Raw genomic sequence first — 19,046 nt, forward strand, 5'->3', positions numbered from 1 at the left:
TTTTGTTGATGATAAAATGTTTTTTCAGCTTCGTTTATTTCCTTTTTTAGCTAAGCATTAAAATTTTTAACTAATATTTTATTCAATATCTCCTGCTTCATGTATGTTCTCTTATTAATAATAGGTCATTGAGATAAAATATTATAATCTATATTAGCTAAAATAAATTCAATAAAAATCGACTCTAAATAGCATCATTTTTTGATATTTAAGGTATTAATCCAACAATCACAGCAAATCTTTTTTTCGTCTTCTCTTTCCTATATGAATAAAAATAATCTGTGGTGCTGTAAGTATCAATTAATGATATTTCTATATTTCTAACCCCAATTTCATATATTTGATTTTCTGCTATTTGCCATAGATTAACAAAGTATTTATTGTTGCGTTCCTTGATAAACATATCGCCAAATTTTTTAGCAAACTTTTCTGCTACATCTTTGCCTACTTCAAAACTTTCAGGCCCTATGGATGGTCCTATACTTACAAAAATATTTTCTGGATTACTACCGAATTCATTCATCATTTTAATAATAAGATGTTTTGGCATATCAATCAATGTTCCACGCCATCCTGAATGGGCAACACCTAAAACATTTTTAATAGGATCATACGCAATTATTGGCATACAATCTGCATATTTGGTGACTAAAAATATTCCCTTTTCATCTGTAATAAGACCATCTGTTGTACTAATTACATTTTCATAAAATTCACCTTTTAAGTTTTTATTATTTACATATTCAACTTTGTTTTCATGAGCTTGATTTGTAAAGATAAATTTATTTAAATCTAGTCCCAAATTGTTTGACAATAAAATGTAATGATCTTTGAAATTTTCATTACTAAATGACATGTCAAGTTCATCAATATTAAATTGATTTTTATTTACTTTTCGTGTTGTAACTACATGAAATAGTTTATTAAACTGACATAAAAGACTTGACCTACAAAGAAAAAGTCCATTTATTTCTTTGCAAACATAATTTCCTATTTGCATGTTATTCCTCCCTTAAAGTAAAAATTCATTAATTAACATATCTTCTTTATCCCAAAGCTCTATTAGTGATTTTTCATTCCATTTAGTATTTAAAATTTCATTTTCTAGTTTATCTCTTTCTTGAATAAATTTCTTTTTAAGTTCTGGATTTTTAGAAATTTTTTCAACAAGTTTTTTTCTCTTAGACCAGTAATTTACGGCACTTTGAACTTCATCTTCATTATACAAAAAGTTGTTGAATGCAAGTGGCTTAAAGATAGAAGAACACGGTCTTGGACTTAAAGTTGCATATATTCTTATTATCCTATCTTTTAATTTAACAACAAAACTACCAGTAGTTTCACTAGAAATTAAGCTTCCTGAATGCATACATATACTTTTTAGTGAACCGTTTATAAAATTCTTTGAATCAGTATGTATTCTTAAAATATCTATCATATCTTTCACATCTATTTTACTATTTTACCTGATAAATTTTTTAGTTTTGCATAAGTTATATTTTTTCGAAAATCTCCAGATGCAATTTTGGCTAAAAGCTTTTTTTCAAATGTTTCTTTAAAATTTTTTTCTTTGAATGATGACTTATCATAATCATCTTTTAGAGTTAATGAATTAGAAATAGAGTATACATCTTTTATTTTTTTATATACCCATTCTTTTCCAGCAGTTTCAAGAACGTAGGCTTCATTAAAGTCTGCAATTAGGTATGAGTTGTCATAGTATAAATTCTTAGAATATCCGCATTTACCTCCTTGACCATATTTTTCTAAAAGATTAATAATTGTATCAACAGCTTCTTTTGCAGATTTTGATCTTTCAAGTACCAATCTTACATAATCCATTCCTATTAAAGATTTTTCCTTAGAAATAAGTTTGGTAAACACAGCTTCATTGCCTATAACAACTCCATATTCGTTTACCCCCATTTCTGCTCCCCAAATCCAAAAAGGTTTAAATAATATATATGAATAAGTTTCAGGTACTTGTTCTATTTCTATATATGTACATTTTACCTTTTTTTCTTTATGCTTTTTTCTTTGGACATAAACACCTATATGAGGTTCATTAGGTTCTCTATCACTATTTTTTGCAAAGATTACTGAACCATCAATAGTTGCATTTTGCAATGCAACCATAGTATCACACATAAAAATTCCTCCAATTTATTCATTTTAAAAGATAGTAGATAGAGCAATTATAAGTTGAGCTAAAAAATACGTTCCTAATATAATTATCTCAGAATATTTTATTTTTCTTACAAACTTTTCAATAGCAATTAAAAAATCTGAGAAAACAAATAATCCACCTGCTAGTGGCAGCATAAATCTTAAATAATATATATTTTTAAATGCAGGAGAAAATGTAAAGGAAAGCATTATGCCAATAGCAATTGTGTAAACTAAAATTGGGATTTTAAAGTCTTTTGCTTTTTTAAACAATATAACAAAATAGAGAATTAATAAAATAAAAAGAACTATAAAAAAGACTAAAATATTTGGAACACCAAATTTCATAAAAAAGGAGAGTGAATAGAATATATGACCTAATAGAAATAAAACCATTCCATGCAAAAATTTATCTTCAAATTCCAAAAGAAAGTCTCCTAACATTCCAAAAAACAGCCCAGCAACAACTAAAAATTCAACACCTGAGGAGTTCAATAGTGCAATAAGTAATATTGTAAACGTTGTTAGTACTTTAAAAATAACCTTACTTTTTGATTTTTTCTTAAAAAAAATTGTTAAAACAGAAAAAATAAAAACTATTAAGGTGAGAACAAACGTAGTAATAAGTTTTTTATTTTTATGCCAACTAAAAAATTGTTCAACATCTCTTCTAGTTCCAACAAGATTAGTGGGATAATAACTTATATAGTTTGTATTAGGAAGAGGTTTATTTGAAAACATGTGGTTCCAAGTAGAAACGTATACTACTAATTTTTCGCCGTCTTTTTCAAAATCATCAGTTGTTAATTTTATATAATTATGTAAATTTTCAGTTTGAAAATATGATTGAGGGTCACAATAATCGTCTTCAAAAATTACGCTATCTTTTGAAATGTAAAATGTTTCAATGTCATAAAATCTTCCCCATTTAAAAAAACGATATATGTCATATATGAAATCAATAAATGGATTAGGATGATCTTCATCCCAGAAAACTACGGTAACTTCAAGTTTATCTGGATGTTCAAATGTGTAAATTTGATAAACACCATTTTCCTTATCGTAGGCTGGTAATTTAATCTCAAATTGAATTGAAAAAAAGGTTGTGGTAATTATAACAAGAAATATAAAAATAATCTTTTTCATTCTTTTAATCCCCCCTATCCCCGTACGTTAATTATATCAAATGCATTAAATTAAAAAAAATTCCTCCTAATTAGGAGGAAGATTGCTTTTTTCTTACAGAAAAAACAAAAATAATATAATCAATTAAAAGTCCAACTCCAATTGCAATGAATAATGAACCAACAAAATGAGAAAATGATTTTGTAAAAAATCCAATTCCTAAACCTATTAAAGTTGTAGCTCCAACAGCTCCTCCTCTATTCATAACGTCCCCCCTTAATAGTTTTTTAATTAACCAATTAAATTATAGCAAATAAATTTAATATAAGTCAATGAATTAGTTCCCGCTTTTTAGTTGTTTTACTTTTTTGGATGATATTAATTTTTGTTGAACAAATATATATGTAGATAATTTTCTAATGAATAGCTTTATTTGTGTATTTTTCTAATAATTACTCTATTTATATATATCTACCTATCTCATTTTAAATCTCTAAGCAATTTCTAAGCTAACTTTAAGTACTTATTAAGTTTTTAAGAGTATCATTAATAACGTCAATCAAATCATTTGGAGGTGTTATTATGTTAAAAAAGTTTAGTGTTATCTTATTATCATTACTTGTTTTATCAGTAAGTATCTTTGCTTATGGACCATGGAGTTATTCAAATCAACCAAGCAACGCTCCACAGAATTTCTCTACCCCACTTTTTCAAAATCTACCAGAAGCTGCTAAGATTTCAGATGTAAGTTTTTCTGGAATTGTCAAAGAAATTAAGTTAGTACCTGGTCAAGGTTCTGAAATTCTAATTGATGCAGATGGTAAGGTTTACAAAGTTCACTCTGGACCTATTTGGCTTTTCAAAGATTATTTAGAAAGTGGTAAAACAATCGAAGTTTCTGGAAAGTTAGTTATACTTCAAGATGAAACATTTGTTGTTTTAGAAAAAGCAGTAATTGATGGAAATGAATTTGTAGTTAGAGAGAATGGATTCCCAACATTTGCAAAAAGAGGCAATAACCAAAGAGGTAATATGAGTGAAAGAAATAACGTAGGTAGACCAACTCAAAATGGTAGGTCAAAAAGAGGCAATCAAAGACAAGGTGGATACGAAAATAGACCCTGTAGACAAAGATATTAATTTATCCCTCTTTAACTAAAAAACCTCGCCAAAAATGGCGAGGTTTTACTTTGTTAATAATTTATATATTCTCACTTTTTTATCTTAATTCTTTCTAAAATTGGAGCTACAACAACAAATGAAAAACCTAAAATCTTTAAAGCATTAAACATTTCATCAAAAAATATAAATGATAAAATACTTGCAAATACAATTTCAAGTGGCATTATTAAAGATAAAGTTGTAGAATTAATCTTTCTTAATGAAAAATAATTTAGAGTTAAAGGAATCAATGTAGAAAATACAGCAAGTAGTAGACCGTAAATGTAATAATCTAATTTTAGAGTATATAATTCTTTATTTGCAATTGAGATTATAAAATACAGAATTGTTACTCCCAAAAAAGTATAAAAACTGCTTTCAAATGGACTTAATTGTAGTTTTTTTATTTTATCTCCAACTAATGTAATAAACAATGCGTTAAAAATTGCTGCAAGGATAACTAATAAGCTTCCAAATATTAAATTTTCGGAACCACCTATACTTTTTTCTGCTAAATTTGATAATATTATCCCAGTAAATGATAAAATTACAGCAATCAAATTAAATACACTGAAATTACCTTTATATATTAGTTTTTGAAATATTAATACAAATATTGGATTTGAAAAAAACAAAACTGTAGCATATGCTGGATTCAAAAATCTTAACCCATAAAAGAAAAGATAAGCTGCAATTCCATAATTAACAATTCCAAAAACTCCAAAAAACAGTAAATATTTAATGTTAATTTTCTTTTTTTGTAATACAAAAAGCAGTCCTGAAATAATAAGTGAAAAAAAGAATCTTAAAAACAATATCTGAAGAGCAGAGGCTCCCACATTTAACGATAACTTACCAAAAATAGAAGTTACTGATGATGAAAAAGCAGACATTATTGCTGTAATATAATGCATAATTATTCCTCCACTATTTCATAATTTTCTAATTTTACCCTAATTTATTTTACCATCTATATATAACATAAATACCAAATTTTTCAAGATTTATTATTGCTAAATTTTACATTTAGGTATATTATTTTACTAGAAATAGCTTTAAAGGGGGAATTAAATGATATATGAATACGATAAAACAATTCCGTTTAATCTTGAGATTGAAAATCATGAAAATTACTCTTTGTTAAAGTTTGATACAGTATATGAGCCAGACATTCCTGAATCAAAAAAAATCTATGTGTACAAATATAATTCAGAAAATCCATGGGGAAGATTAATATTTTTGCATGGCATTGGAAATGGTCATATACCATATTTAATGTGGTTTGCTGAAAAGTTTTCAAAAATGGGACTTGAAACATACTTTTTAATTCATCCATACCATCAAAAGAGGGCCAAAACTGATTGGGAAGGCGGTGAACCGTTTTATCATCATTCACCAGCTCATTGTGTTGTAAGATTCCACCAAGCAGTTAAAGATGTTAGAAGAACAATTGATTTAATTGAAGAGATAGAAAATAAATTACCTATTGGTATAATGGGCTTTAGCTTTGGTGGAATGATAGCTACCATAAGCATGGCTTTAGATAAAAGAATAAAAGCTGGGGTTTTAAGTTTTACAGGTGGTGATTGGCGATGGATAAATTGGTACTCGCCATATCTAGAACCAGTAAGGGAGGGATACAAAAAATATAGCAATGAATGGGGATGTAAAGATGAAAACAAATGTGTAAAATTAAGAGAAGAAAGTTTTAACAAATTAAATGAGTTAAAAAATATAGATGAAATTTTTTCTTTAAAGCCTGGATGCTTTCATTACGATCCAATTTCATACGCTAAATTTGTAGACCAGCCAGTTTTATTCTTCAAAGGAATGTTTGACAAAATAATGCCTAAAAATGCATCAAATAATCTATACAATAAATTACAAAATGCTAGAAAAGTTACAATTCCTTCTGGTCATAAATCATCTTACTTTTTTAGAAGAGTTATTGCAAGAAAAAGCTTACATTTTTTCAAAAACTCATTGTATAAATAGTTATAATATGTATTTTATAGCTGAGATTACAATCATCAAAAATACAAATATTCTAACAAATTTGGCACCTGTTTTTAGTGCTGTTTTTGTACCTAAATTAGCACCTATCATTGTCCCTGTAGCAAGAACAAGACCTTTTATTATATCCACTTTCCCATTGAATAAAAAAATAAGAAATGAAAATACAGTGTAATTTAAAACAATAAATACTTTTAAGGCATTAGTTTTAATAATATTATTTCCTTCAACTAATACTAATCCTAGTATTAGAAAAAATCCAACACCAGCCTGAATAAAGCCGCCATAAAATCCTATTGCAAAAAATACTAAAAAAGTGACTAAATAATTTCTATTTACTGATTTTCCTTCTTCCCATACTTTTGGTTTATACAATATAAAAAAGCTCATAACCAAAAAAATAGTACCTATAATCTTTTCAAGAAGTTCTTTGTTTAAATTTAAGACAGTAAAAGTACCAAAGATTGCACCAATAGTTGCAGGCAAAGCAATTATAAAGCCCTCCTTTAATGTAAAAAGTCTATGTTTTTTAAAATTTTTTGTTGCAATTATGTTTTGGAGTAAAATACCTACCCTGTTAGTACCATTTGCAACAGAAATATCCAGACCAAGTAATGTTAAAACTGGTAATGTAAGCATTGATCCACCACCAGCAAGAACATTTATAAATCCTGCTGCAACACCTGCAAAAAAGAGAAATAAGTATAAAAGTATTGCCATTTTTTAGCCCCCTGTTTTTATTTTTATATATTATACTATATTTTTTTGGATGATATAAAATATTGTTGAACAAATATCTGTTCAATACTTTTTTGTTTTTATCTTACATATAAATATATCTACATGAACTTAATTTATAAAAACAAAAAAGCCAAGCTATTGCTTGGCAGATTTTTATTTAAATAAAATTATTTAATCATCAAACAGTTTCAATTGATCCTTCATAGCTTTTTCTTTTCTTGATTTAAACCTTTTTATAACCGACACAAATGTTTTTGAATTTTCATCGAATACTAAATCATCAAATATTGATGATTCTTCTAAATCCACAAAAATAAATTCACCATTAACATATTCAGGAACATTTACAATATATTTTTGACCATATCCTTTCTTATTTTTTCTGGCAATTGGAACAATTGCATTTAATCTTTGCAAAAGCCTCATCGAAAGCTCAATAGTTCCATATTTAACGCCAAAATAATCTGCTAAATCTCTATATGAAATCCATGGAGTCACTTTTTTACCCACTGCAATCGACATAGAATAAAGATATAAATATGCTCTACCGGCATTTGCTGGCCTTGCTTTCATTACAAATTGCATAACTGGCATTGGAACAATAACAAACCTAGACTTTACAACCAATTTCTCACTCCTTTTTTAGCAATGCAATATAAGTTACCTTATATTGCATTTTAACTGAAATACTCACTCACCTAAATAAACAACAATTTCATCATTAAAACTTCCTGGCTCTGGAAACTGTTTTTTTACATACAATCCTTTTCCAACAATTTTTACTTTAAAATATTTTTCTAAAGCAAATACTTGTCTAATATTCCATCCTACAATATTAGGAACCAAACCAGGTGTTACGTAAATCATTCTATTATCTTCGGAATAATATTCCTTTAATTTTAAAACTACTTGTCTAAATATAGGAGCTGCTACGTAGCTAGAAAGAGAATATCCTTCAGGATTTGTAACCCAAACTAAAGCAGTATAATCTATGCTATTTAAAGAAAAATTACCTTCAAATGTCATAATGTAACTTCCTTCTTTACCTGGAATTTCACTCGTACCGGTCTTACCATAAATATCCATTCCAGGAATTTTTGCAAAAATTCCCGTACCATGTTCTACAACATCTTTTAAAAATTTTTTCATCTTAGCAGCTGTATTAGAAGACATTACCCGGTATTTTTTAGGAGTACTATTTTCAATTAACGTCGGTTTTATTAATATTCCATCATTAAAAATACTATTAAATGCTGTTATTAATTGTAATGGAGTTACTCCAATTGAATATCCTATTGGTAAATATGCCCATTCAATTTTTGACCATTTATCTGGAGAATTTAAAACTCCCTCAATTTCATTCGGTAGCTCAATACCAGTTTTTTCACCAAAACCAAAAGTTTTAAAAATATTATATAAAGTTTCATTATTGTATTCTTCTACTATCCTTTTAGAAGTCAAAACTGCCGCAACATTACATGATTCTGAAATTGCTTCTTTTAAATCAAGCAAACCATGAGGATGAATATCACTAATTTTTATATCTAACTCACTATCTGGATAAATATAACCTTTGCAAACAAATGTTGAATCTTCTGTAATAACACCAAGATCAAGTGCAGCCGAATAAAACATTGGCTTCATTGCTGAACCTGGCTCAATATACCCCATAAAATAGTCAGGCCAATTATTAGTGGTTACTAAAGCTCTTATTTTACCTGTCTTTGTTTCCATTAAAATTATTCCAACATTTTCTGCATGATAATTAATTTTTGAATTAAATGCTATTTCATATAATATTTTTTGTATATCCGTATCTATTGATAAAACTATTGATTGTCCATTAATTGGCGGAATATATTGAATTATTGATGCTTCTTTGGTAACACCACCTGAAACTTTTAAATTAATCTCACCATCTTGTTTCTTTGATAATATCTCATTAAAAGACTTTTCCACACCGTTTATACCTTTGCCATCTCTGACTATTCCTATTATTTGTTCTAATCCAAAATTCTCCAATCGCAGCCTTTTTTCATTAATACTAATATTAACAAACTTTCTTAATTCAACAGGTATTTTTTGCTTCAATACATTTATATCAAAAGATTCTCCTAACTTAACAAATCTTTTATTAAAATCTATTTTCACATTAAATCGACTTTCAAGAAGCTTAATATCAAAATCATAAGAAGGATTGTACAATCTTTTAAAAAAATCAACATCAAAATATGCAAGATATAATGGGAGGCTAGTTGCAAGAAGTTGATTATCACAATCATAAATTTTACCTCTCAATGAAGGTATTTTTTCATAAACTATAGTATTTTCTTCAATTTTATTAACCTCAAAAAGTTTAACTATCTCAACAAAAATTAAAATAACAAATATAAAATACAAGAATATTACTCGCGGATTTTTCATATAATCATCTTATGTTTTCAAGTCCAATTGTAAGAGATTCAATCGATTTGTTGAGATTGATTAATTTAGTATTTAACTCAACCAATTCTTTCTGATATGCCTCTTTTTGAGTTTGGATTTCTACATTAAGGGTGGAAAAATGAACAACAACATAAACCATCGTAAAAATAAGCATTGCTGGGATAGCTACTAGAAAAAACTTTTTTAAAAGTCCTAATACGGATAACTTTGATAACTTTTCTACTCTGCTCCGCTTCGCTTGAACACTAATTGCCATAAAAATTCCTCCCCCCTAAATTCGCTCCGCTATTCTTAATTTTGCACTTCTTGCTCTTGGATTATCATCAATTTCTTCTTTACTAGGTATTATTGGACCAACTATTTGCCTTAATTTGTTTGAATTTTTAATAAAATGTTTTACAAGCCTATCCTCAAGTGAATGAAATGAAATAACTGCAAGTCTACCACTAATTTCTAATAAATCAGGAACGTTATTTAAAAATTGTTCAATATTACTTAGTTCACCGTTAACTTCTATTCTAATTGCTTGGAAAGTTTTTGTAGCAAAATGTCTTTTTCTTCTCCTTATTTCTTGAGGTGGTAAAGCTTTTCTTATTGCTTCAACTAATTCCAAGGTAGAATTAATTGGTCTGCTATTTACAATACTTCTTGCAATACGTCTAGAAAATCTTTCTTCACCATACTTAAAAATAATATCTGCAAGTTCTTTTTCCGAATAAAAATTTACAACATCATATGCTGTTTTTTTCTGTTCTAAATTCATGCGCATATCAAGAGGCTCATCCCTATTAAACGTAAAACCTCTACCTTCAGCTTTCAGCTGATAAGTTGATATACCAAGATCAATCAATACTCCAGAAACCTTTTCAATATTAAGGGCTTTTAAAACAACAGGAAGGTCAACATAGGAAGACTTAAAGAGTTTAACATTACTAAATCCGGAAAGATTTTTTTCTGCAATGGTTAATACTTCAGAGTCAATATCTAAACCAATAACAAAAATATTAGGCGAAACTGAGGCCATAAGCAATGTATGACCACCTTCACCAACCGTACAGTCAACATATACCCCATCTTTTTTCCAAATAAGATGTTCAATAACTTCTTTAGGCATTACTGGAATATGCTTATCTTCATATCTTCTCACTTTTCTCGCTCCGCTCCGCTAAATTAACTCATTTTCTACTATAACATTTTAATATTCTATTTCAAAATTAAAATTAAAAAAACGAGCAGCCCTTAAGCTTTTATTTATAAGTCTTGCTGCTCGTTTCTAATTTAATAACAAAAGTATACATTTATATTACAATTAAATTTCCAATAAAATTCCTGCCTTTTTCAACAATTTTTTTGATATCATATTATGTTTTTCTAAAAAATCAGAAATCTCAAAACCTGTAAATTCACTATTTAATATTTTTATTTCTCCATTAATTACAGATAAATCAACCTGCTTTGGATCACAAAGCAATATAGAATTTATTGGATTATGTAATCCTCCAGCAAATTCAACCTTATCTAATTTAAAACCTATAAAATCTGCGGCCATTTCTGGTGCTATTTTTCCAACATAATCATCCATTTTTAATACACTTGCTCCACCTATTGTTGCCATTTTTAAAACTTCCCTAACAGTTAAAGCGTTGGCACCATATTTTGCTCTCTGGAGTAATAGTGCATTTCTTGCTTCCATTATCATGTTATTTGTATCATTACTTGCACTACCATCCACAGCAATTCCTATTCTTATTTTATTCTTTAACTCAGTTACTGGAGCAATTCCAGAGCCTAACCTCATATTTGAAGAAGGACAATGCGCCATTCCAACATCATTTTTTGATAGCTTTTCCATATCTTCTTTACTCAACCAGACCATGTGAGCAAACCACACTTTATTGTTAAGCCAACCAAGTTCCTCCATATAATCTACGGGCCTTTTCCCAAATTTTTCAAGACAATATTCTTCTTCATCTCTTGTTTCAGCAAGATGTGTATGAAGTAAAACATTATATTTATCAGCAATTTTTACAGTTTCTTTCATCAAATATGGCGTCACCGAAAACGGCGAACAAGGTGCAAGTGCAACTCTAAGCATAGAATATTTGCTTGGATCATGATATTTTTCTATAACTCTAACACTTTCTTGCAATATTTCATCGTCAGTTTGAACAACACTATCTGGAGGAAGACCTCCATTTTTCTTACTAAGCGACATACTACCTCTTGTAGGATGAAACCTTACACCTATTATTTTTGCAGCTTCGATTTCAGCATCAAAAAGTTTGTTATTACCATATGGGTAAAGATAAAGATGGTCTGTTGTTGTTGTGACACCAGTTTTAATCATTTCATAGAGTGCTATTAAACTACTTACATAAATAGCCTCTTCATCTATGAATTTCCATATTTCGTAATGAAAAACAAGCCAATCAAAAAGCTTTTTGTTAGCAGCAAGCCCTCGTGTAAGTGATTGAAACATATGATGATGTGTATTTACAAAACCGGGGATAATCATACATCCATCTAAATCGTATATTTCATCAGCTTCAATATCTTCCCAATTTCTTCCAACCTCTTTAATTACATTATCTTCCACTAAAATATAACCATTCTCAATATCTCCAATTTTTTCATCAAATGTATAAATATAAGAAATATTTTTAAACAATTTTCTCACAGTACCACCTTCAATCTTCAAAATATATTTTCATAAGTTCATCATAATGTTTTTTTCTATATTCAAGTATTTTTTCATTTACTTCATAGACTTTTTCTTGTTGCTTAATCCAATAACTCTGATTCTTCTGTGCATTTAGCTCTCCTACAGTTTTTCCTTGCTGCTCAACCCAGGTATAATACTTTAAATTATGCCATCTTTCTCTGGAATATTTATCACCTTCAAAGATCCATGAAGGCTCTTTATATAATAAAATTCTTTCAGTTCGAGCTTTAGCTTCTGCTCTATCAAGTTTTCCAAACTTTTCCTCCAAATCTTTCATAACTGAATAATACCTCTCAATTGAATCAGTAGCAACTATAAAAATATTATCATCAGACGTAAAGTTATAATACTTTGCTACTTTTATTGCTCCAATTAAATTAGCAACTCCCGAAATCCCAAATTTATCTGATATAAAATCAACCATATCCTTCGGAGCAAATTCTTTCAAAAATTCAATTCCCACTGGATCGCTTAAAACTTGAAGCATTTTCTTTGATTCCATATCGTCAACTAAAACAACTGCGTCATTATTCATAACATTATGAATCCATGTAACATGTTTATCACCAATACCTTGAATATCGTGACCACCATATCCATTAAGAGAAATTGTTGGACATTGTAATGGCTCAACAGCAACTACTTTAGCTTCTGAAAATTCTTGTTTTACTCTATCACCAGATGCTATTGTTCCAGCAGAACCTACACCTAAAACAACTGCCGAAATTCTAGAATTTCCAATTTTTTTATTTTTTACTAATTCAATCATTGTATTTCCAGTAACATAGTAATGGAATCTATAATTGCCAAATTCTTCAAATTGGTTTAATATTCTTACATGTTCAGGATCTTTATTATATAGTTCTTTTGATTTATCATATATTTCTTTAACATTTGATTCACACCCAGGTGTTGCAATAACCTCAGCTCCATATTTTCTAATAATTTCAAATCTTTCTTTACTCATAAGTTCTGGAAGTAAAACAATAGATCTATAATTCATTCTTGATGAAACCCAAGCTCCTCCAATTCCATAATTCCCGGTTGATGGCCAAATTAATGTATGTTTCAATGGATCCACTTCTCCGTAAACAGTTTTTTCTGCCAACACTGAGTATGTTGCACCAACTTTATGACTTCCTGACGGAAATTCTTTTGCATATAAAACAATTATATTAGCATCAACTCCTGTAATTTCTTTCGGAACTTCAAAATAATAAATTTCATTATTTTCATCTTTCCATGTGATATTAAACAAGTTAATTGGATGAAGTGGATCTTTCTTTTTCATTTCAATAGCCCTTTTCCTAATTTTTGGATCAATCTTTTCTGGATTAAGCATTTCTTCAAAAGTTGGTCCAATAACAGGAACCTTTCTCATCATAATTTTCCCTCCTTAGTATTTTTAACTATTTCCTCTAAAGAAATAGGTATCTTATTTAAAAAACTACCTATAGCATTTGAAACTGCATTTAAAACCGAAGGTGGAGAAGTCATCAGTGATGGTTCCCCCAATCCTTTAGCACCGAATGGTCCTTCTGAGAATTCTTCTTCCACAAAATAAACATGAATTTCCTCAGGAATATCTTTAATAGTTGGAATCAAATAATTGTTGAAATTAGTAGTAAGTATATTTCCACTATTTTGTTTTATTTCTTCCATAATAGCGTATCCCATACCTTGAATTACCCCACCTTGAACCTGACCAACAGCACCTTCTAAGTTTATAACTTTACCAATATCATGACAAACCCACGCCTTTTTCAATGCAACTTTTCCAGTTAACAAATCAACTTCAACAAGAGAAAGTTGCGTTGCAAAACTGTATGTTATATATGCCTCACCAATTCCGTTTTCGTGATCAAAATGTAATTTAGGAGATTTATACCATCCAACCTCAGACAATTTAACATTATTGTCGTTACATAACTTTGCAATCTCCTCAAAAGAAAATACTTTTTCTCTTATAAACACTTTTCCATCTAAAAAACTAATTTCGTTTTTGCCTACACCAAAATAAGAAACTAGAAATTCAACTATGTTCTTTTTTAATTTCTCAGTTGCTATCTTTAAAGCATTACCACTAAAGAATGTAGTCCTTGAAGCTACAGTCGGCCCACTATCTTGAATAAACAATGTCTCAGGTTGCAAAACCCTAATCTTTGAAATATCTTGTCCCAATATTTCCGATACTATTATCGCCATTGTTGTTTTTGCACCTTGCCCCATTTCGGTATTACCTATCATTACATTAATAGTACCGTCTGATTGAACATTAATTGTTGCAGTAGCACCATCAAGATGTTGACCACCAGCTCCTAAACTTACACCATAAAAAATATGAGACCAACCTAATCCTAGTTTTTTAAATTTAGAGTTTTTATTATATTCCAAAACTTCTTTCTTTAAAATTTCATAATTTGATGCCTTATAAACTTTTTCCAAAGTTTTTTTTGCCCCAACTGATTGAGTTAGCACATGTCCGGTTGACGTTTCCTTATTCCTATCAAGTGCATTTTTCATTCTTATTTCATACGGGTCAATATTCAACTTTTTTGCCGCACGATCCATTATTGATTCGATTGCTACTAAAACTTGAGGCGAGCCAAAGCCTCTAAAAGCCCCACAAGGTACTTTATTTGTATATACTCCATATACATCAACAGTTACGTTTTTTACTGAATAAGCTCCACTTGCATGTACCATTGTTCTATACATAACTATTGGAGAAAGAGTTGAATAAGCCCCCATATCTAAATAAACTTTTGTCTTGATTCCTAAAATTTTTCCATCTTTTGCAAATGCAACTTTGTAATATGACTTACTAGGATGTCTTTTACTTGTTTCTTTTATATCCATTTCTCTTGTATAGATTAATTTAACAGGTCTTTTTGTAATATATGATAAAAGTGCAGCCTTTGATGCAATGTATGATGGAACATCTTCTTTTCCACCAAATCCCCCGCCAGTTTCAGTCTGTATTATATTTAATCTATTTAATTCTATTCCTAATATTTTTGCTACGTCTTTTTGAACATAAAACGGGCATTGCGCACTAACATAAATTTCCATAAGCCCTCTTGGAGTATAATTTGCAACAACACCTTGTGTTTCCAAATATGCATGTTCTTGATACCCTGTTTCAAAATTTTCCTCTATAATAAGATCCGCTTTTGAAAAAGCATCATCAATATTTCCTCTTCTAATTTTTCTATGAAAACCAATATTTGATTTTCCATTAACAATTATTTTTTCCTGTATCGCTTCATCTATCGATAAAACAGGTGGCAACTCCTCAATTTCTACCTTTATTAATTTTCTAGCTTCTTCAATTGCATACATAGATTCAGCAGCAATCAGTGCCAATACATCTCCTTCAAATCTAATTTTTTCACCTATCGGAACAAGAAAGTTCATATCATCTATAACATGACCAAATTTATTAACTCCTGGAACATCTTTGTATGTTGCTATGTAAACTACCCCAGGAACTTTCATTGCTTCCGAAATATCTATATTTTTCAATATTCCATGTGGGACATTAGCATAAACTACTCCTGCATATAACATATTTTCAAAATAATAATCTGCTACGTATTTGGATGTTCCATAGGCTTTTTCTAATCCATCTATTCTCTTTACTTTCTTTCCAATTACATTCATAAATTACACCTCCACAAACAAATCAACTATTTTCTGTTTTTCAACGTCAATTAGTCCTTTATCTGTAATCTTTAATTTTGGTATTACAGCAAGTTGTAAAAAGTGTATTTGCATTAGAATATCACTATTTACACCAATTTCTACTAAAGAATTTTTTAATTTCCTTAATTCTTCGACTACAAAACCATAGTTTTTATCTGACATTAATCCAGCTATTGGAAGTGACAGAGAAGCTATAAGCTTTTTATTTTTTACAACAACAACTCCTCCATTTAACTCTTTTATCCTACTTATTGCATAATTCATATCCTCGTCACTTGTCCCAACAACAGTCAAATTATGAGAGTCATGACCAATTGTAGTTGCAACTGCTCCATTTTTAATTGAAAGCCCATGAACAAAGCCAACTGAATAACCGCTTGCTTTATGTCTATCAAAAACTGCTATTTTTATAATATCTCTGTCAATGTCTGAAACTAAGTAACCTTTTTCAACATTTGGCTCAACTATAAGCTCATCTGTTAAAAGAGTCCCAGATTTTACAGATATCACACGTATTTTTTTATTCCTATTTTTAATACTTAAAGAATGGTTTTTTACAATATTTATTTTTCCTAATGTATTCGGAATGTTACGAATTATACTTTCAACATTCATATTGATCCTTTTATCTTCAACTACAACCTTTGAGTCTTTAATAACAAACTTAATATTAAAATCCTCCAAATTATCAATAAAAACAATATCAGCTTTATAACCTGGCGAAATTGCACCCATACTTCTCAAATTAAAATATTTAGCAGTATTAATTGTTGCCATCCTAATTGCAATTATTGGATCAATTCCATTATCAATTGCACTTTTAATAATTCCATTTATATGACCTCTCTCAATTATGTCATTTGGGTCTCTATCATCAGTACAAAAAGAGAAGAAAAAGTGGTTCATTTCATTTACTGCTGGAAATAATGCATTCAGGTTTCTGGCTGCTGTCCCTTCTCTAATAAATATTTGCATTCCTTTTGAAAGTTTTTCTAATGCTTCTTGCTTTGTTTCACATTCATGATCAGATCGAACAAAAGCATCAATATACGCATTTAACTCTTTTCCAGTCAATCCTGGTGCATGGCCATCAATCTTTTTATATTTATGTCTTAATATCTCAATTTTTGTAATGAGATCTCTATCACAATTTAAAACACCAGGATAATTCATAACTTCTCCTAAAGCGATAATTCTAAACGGATATTTTTCAACTAAGCTAACCATATCTTCAGCACCAAGTGTTGCTCCTGATGTTTCAAGATTTGTTGCCGGCACTGCAGATGGAATTGCAAAATAGACATTTAACGGTATACCTTCAGTTGCCTTAATCATGTATTCAATACCTTCTACTCCTAATACATTTGCAATTTCATGTGGATCTGCAATAATTGTTGTTGTACCAAAAGGAAGAATTAATTTTGCAAACTCAGTAGGCGAAAGCATAGAGCTTTCAATATGAACATGAGCATCTATAAGTCCAGGAATTGCAAATAGGCCTTTTGCATCAATAACTTCCTTTCCAACTTTATAATCATCTCCAATTCCTGCAATTCTTTTTTTATAAAGAGCAATATTAGTTTTTTCAATTTTTCCAGTGAATACATTCACAAGATTAACATTCTTTATTAATACATCAGGCATTTTCTTTCCTAAAGCAACAGGAACAATTTCATATATTTTCATTTTATCCCTCCTTCTTTTTAGGAAGATTATATAAAAAAATCACCCTTATAAAAAAGGGTGATTTTTTACCTTATTTAATAATAAATTCTAAAAATTATGAAATATTAACCTTTTTAACCTCTCAGTAATTGTAAAATATTTTGTGGAAGTGTATTTGCCTGAGCAAGCATTGCCATCCCTGATTGAATTAATATCTGCTGTTTTGTAAAGAACATCATTTGCTTAGCCATATCAGCATCTCTTATTCTACTTTCTGACGATGTTAGATTTTCTGACGAAACACCTAGATTAGCAATTGTATGTTCCAATCTATTTTGCATTGCTCCTAATTTTGAGCGAATTCCACTTACTTTATCGATTGCAGCATCTATTAAACTTATTACCCTTTCTGCTCCATCTTGTGAAGTAACATCAATTAAACTAGTGATAAGTCCCAAATTTTTTGAATCAACAGCGTCAATTCCACCAACCATATTTGCTCCCTCATTTGCACCAATCTGGAAAACCAAATAATCAGAACCAGTGTATTTCCCCTCAATTCTTGCAACCGCAGCATCAATAACTTCACCACTTGGTAATCCATTATAATTTGAAATTGATAAGACAGTTGAATCCCATCTTAAAGTAACCCCACCTACTACAACATATCCTTGAGAAAAAGAGGTAACAATTGTGCTATAAACAGATGAACTTGTTACTAAAGTTATTCTTACATCCAATGCACTTGTAGGTGAACCTCTAAATTGTCCTACCTCAACCAAATAAGTACCTTCTTTAGCATTTTGATTTAAAGTGTTAATTGTTAAATCTATTATTCCACCATTTACAATATCTGCTTCAGCATTTGCTCTAAAACCTTCTAAATTTCCATTCAAAAGCTTTTTAGTATTAAATTCAGTTGAACGGGCTATTCTATCAATTTCTTGACGTAATTGTTCTATTTCAGCTTGAATATTTTCTCTATCAACATCAGTATTTGTATCACTTGCTGCTTGAACTGCAAGTTCCCTCATTCTCTGAAGTATTGAATGAACTTCATTTAATGCACCTTCTGCTGTTTGGATTAATGATATAGCATCTTGTGCATTCTTTCTTGCCATATCAAGTCCTTTAATTTGACCTCTCATCTTTTCACTTATTGCAAGTCCAGCCGCATCATCAGCTGCTCTGTTAATCCTTAATCCAGATGATAATTTTTCCAAAGTTTTTGTCATATTTGAATTAGTTAATGAAATTTGTCTCCAAGCATTTAAAGCACTTAAATTATGGTTTATTCTCACTT

At 29.5% G+C, this 19,046-nt stretch carries 18 protein-coding genes; 2 read left to right on the top strand and 16 right to left on the bottom strand.

Translation table 11 applies throughout. The features are described from left to right. Positions 1-208: 208 nt before the first annotated feature. The 5 genes from pgeF to EO083_RS06975 all read right to left on the bottom strand — a co-directional run bounded on the left by pgeF (position 209) and on the right by EO083_RS06975 (position 3,556). Positions 209-1,000, bottom strand: a complete 792-nt coding sequence (gene pgeF / locus EO083_RS06955) for a peptidoglycan editing factor PgeF (protein ID WP_126993437.1) — start codon at positions 998-1,000, stop codon at positions 209-211. Positions 1,001-1,012: 12 nt separating this feature from the next. Further along, positions 1,013-1,438 carry a hypothetical protein gene (locus tag EO083_RS06960; RefSeq protein WP_126993438.1) on the bottom strand — a complete coding sequence of 142 codons (426 nt, stop codon included), beginning with the start codon at positions 1,436-1,438 and terminating at the stop codon, positions 1,013-1,015. A gap of 11 nt (positions 1,439-1,449) precedes the next feature. After that, positions 1,450-2,148, bottom strand: coding sequence for a C69 family dipeptidase (locus tag EO083_RS06965; RefSeq protein WP_126993439.1), 699 nt, complete (start codon positions 2,146-2,148; stop codon positions 1,450-1,452). Positions 2,149-2,172: 24 nt separating this feature from the next. Continuing rightward, positions 2,173-3,312, bottom strand: a complete 1,140-nt coding sequence (locus EO083_RS06970; protein WP_126993440.1) for a lysoplasmalogenase — start codon at positions 3,310-3,312, stop codon at positions 2,173-2,175. A gap of 70 nt (positions 3,313-3,382) precedes the next feature. Then, the gene (locus tag EO083_RS06975) at positions 3,383-3,556 is read right to left on the bottom strand and encodes a multidrug transporter (RefSeq protein ID WP_126993441.1); all 174 of its coding nucleotides are present in this window, start codon (positions 3,554-3,556) and stop codon (positions 3,383-3,385) included. Between the two features lie 317 nt (positions 3,557-3,873). On the opposite strand from EO083_RS06975, the gene EO083_RS06980 reads away from it, so the two are divergent. Then, positions 3,874-4,431: a hypothetical protein gene (locus EO083_RS06980; RefSeq protein ID WP_126993442.1), complete on the top strand. Its 558-nt coding sequence runs from the start codon at positions 3,874-3,876 to the stop codon at positions 4,429-4,431. A gap of 71 nt (positions 4,432-4,502) precedes the next feature. Here the strand turns inward: EO083_RS06980 and EO083_RS06985 are convergent, their stop codons facing one another. Next, the gene (locus EO083_RS06985; protein WP_126993443.1) at positions 4,503-5,366 is read right to left on the bottom strand and encodes an EamA family transporter; all 864 of its coding nucleotides are present in this window, start codon (positions 5,364-5,366) and stop codon (positions 4,503-4,505) included. 157 nt (positions 5,367-5,523) lie between these two features. Here EO083_RS06985 and EO083_RS06990 point away from each other — a divergent pair, with 157 nt between their 5' ends. After that, positions 5,524-6,447, top strand: a complete 924-nt coding sequence (locus EO083_RS06990; protein WP_126993444.1) for a serine aminopeptidase domain-containing protein — start codon at positions 5,524-5,526, stop codon at positions 6,445-6,447. Here EO083_RS06990 and EO083_RS06995 read toward each other — a convergent pair whose 3' ends face one another. The 10 genes from EO083_RS06995 to EO083_RS07040 all read right to left on the bottom strand — a co-directional run bounded on the left by EO083_RS06995 (position 6,448) and on the right by EO083_RS07040 (position 19,044). Continuing rightward, complete coding sequence (locus EO083_RS06995; protein ID WP_126993445.1) at positions 6,448-7,185, bottom strand: sulfite exporter TauE/SafE family protein; 738 nt, start codon at positions 7,183-7,185, stop codon at positions 6,448-6,450. It lies immediately after the preceding gene. Positions 7,186-7,377: 192 nt separating this feature from the next. Next, entirely contained in the window at positions 7,378-7,833 is a 456-nt protein-coding gene (locus EO083_RS07000) for a hypothetical protein (protein WP_126993446.1), read from the bottom strand. A 63-nt stretch (positions 7,834-7,896) separates the two neighbouring features. Then, positions 7,897-9,606 (bottom strand): penicillin-binding transpeptidase domain-containing protein, encoded by a 1,710-nt coding sequence (locus tag EO083_RS07005; protein WP_126993447.1) that lies wholly within the window; start codon positions 9,604-9,606, stop codon positions 7,897-7,899. 28 nt (positions 9,607-9,634) lie between these two features. Further along, positions 9,635-9,907: a hypothetical protein gene (locus tag EO083_RS07010; RefSeq protein WP_126993448.1), complete on the bottom strand. Its 273-nt coding sequence runs from the start codon at positions 9,905-9,907 to the stop codon at positions 9,635-9,637. Between the two features lie 15 nt (positions 9,908-9,922). Further along, on the bottom strand, positions 9,923-10,798 hold the full coding sequence (gene rsmH / locus EO083_RS07015; protein ID WP_126993449.1) for a 16S rRNA (cytosine(1402)-N(4))-methyltransferase RsmH: 876 nt from the start codon (positions 10,796-10,798) through the stop codon (positions 9,923-9,925). 162 nt (positions 10,799-10,960) lie between these two features. Then, positions 10,961-12,328 (bottom strand): 8-oxoguanine deaminase, encoded by a 1,368-nt coding sequence (locus EO083_RS07020; protein ID WP_126993450.1) that lies wholly within the window; start codon positions 12,326-12,328, stop codon positions 10,961-10,963. A gap of 10 nt (positions 12,329-12,338) precedes the next feature. Then, on the bottom strand, positions 12,339-13,757 hold the full coding sequence (locus tag EO083_RS07025) for a PLP-dependent cysteine synthase family protein (RefSeq protein ID WP_126993451.1): 1,419 nt from the start codon (positions 13,755-13,757) through the stop codon (positions 12,339-12,341). After that, positions 13,754-16,036 carry a xanthine dehydrogenase family protein molybdopterin-binding subunit gene (locus EO083_RS07030; protein ID WP_126993452.1) on the bottom strand — a complete coding sequence of 761 codons (2,283 nt, stop codon included), beginning with the start codon at positions 16,034-16,036 and terminating at the stop codon, positions 13,754-13,756. The genes EO083_RS07025 and EO083_RS07030 overlap by 4 nt, the downstream gene beginning before the upstream one ends. Positions 16,037-16,039: 3 nt before the next feature. After that, positions 16,040-17,764: an adenine deaminase gene (gene ade, locus EO083_RS07035; RefSeq protein ID WP_126993453.1), complete on the bottom strand. Its 1,725-nt coding sequence runs from the start codon at positions 17,762-17,764 to the stop codon at positions 16,040-16,042. Between the two features lie 113 nt (positions 17,765-17,877). Next, entirely contained in the window at positions 17,878-19,044 is a 1,167-nt protein-coding gene (locus EO083_RS07040) for a flagellin N-terminal helical domain-containing protein (RefSeq protein WP_126993454.1), read from the bottom strand. Between the last annotated feature and the right edge of the window lie 2 nt (positions 19,045-19,046).

Origin of the sequence: Thermosipho globiformans (assembly GCF_003990895.1) — a bacterium.
Classification (GTDB): domain Bacteria; phylum Thermotogota; class Thermotogae; order Thermotogales; family Fervidobacteriaceae; genus Thermosipho; species Thermosipho japonicus.

Bases quoted from the DNA above. Each gene is read 5' to 3' on its own strand.
- pgeF (WP_126993437.1), bottom strand. From the start codon at position 1,000: ATGCAAATAGGAAATTATGTTTGCAAAGAAATAAATGGACTTTTTCTT.
- EO083_RS07030 (WP_126993452.1), bottom strand. From the start codon at position 16,036: ATGAATGTAATTGGAAAGAAAGTAAAGAGAATAGATGGATTAGAAAAA.
- EO083_RS06970 (WP_126993440.1), bottom strand. From the start codon at position 3,312: ATGAAAAAGATTATTTTTATATTTCTTGTTATAATTACCACAACCTTT.
- EO083_RS06995 (WP_126993445.1), bottom strand. From the start codon at position 7,185: ATGGCAATACTTTTATACTTATTTCTCTTTTTTGCAGGTGTTGCAGCA.
- EO083_RS07010 (WP_126993448.1), bottom strand. From the start codon at position 9,907: ATGGCAATTAGTGTTCAAGCGAAGCGGAGCAGAGTAGAAAAGTTATCA.
- EO083_RS06990 (WP_126993444.1), top strand. From the start codon at position 5,524: ATGATATATGAATACGATAAAACAATTCCGTTTAATCTTGAGATTGAA.
- EO083_RS07025 (WP_126993451.1), bottom strand. From the start codon at position 13,757: ATGATGAGAAAGGTTCCTGTTATTGGACCAACTTTTGAAGAAATGCTT.
- EO083_RS06965 (WP_126993439.1), bottom strand. From the start codon at position 2,148: ATGTGTGATACTATGGTTGCATTGCAAAATGCAACTATTGATGGTTCA.
- EO083_RS06980 (WP_126993442.1), top strand. From the start codon at position 3,874: ATGTTAAAAAAGTTTAGTGTTATCTTATTATCATTACTTGTTTTATCA.
- EO083_RS06985 (WP_126993443.1), bottom strand. From the start codon at position 5,366: ATGCATTATATTACAGCAATAATGTCTGCTTTTTCATCATCAGTAACT.
- EO083_RS06975 (WP_126993441.1), bottom strand. From the start codon at position 3,556: ATGAATAGAGGAGGAGCTGTTGGAGCTACAACTTTAATAGGTTTAGGA.
- ade (WP_126993453.1), bottom strand. From the start codon at position 17,764: ATGAAAATATATGAAATTGTTCCTGTTGCTTTAGGAAAGAAAATGCCT.
- EO083_RS06960 (WP_126993438.1), bottom strand. From the start codon at position 1,438: ATGATAGATATTTTAAGAATACATACTGATTCAAAGAATTTTATAAAC.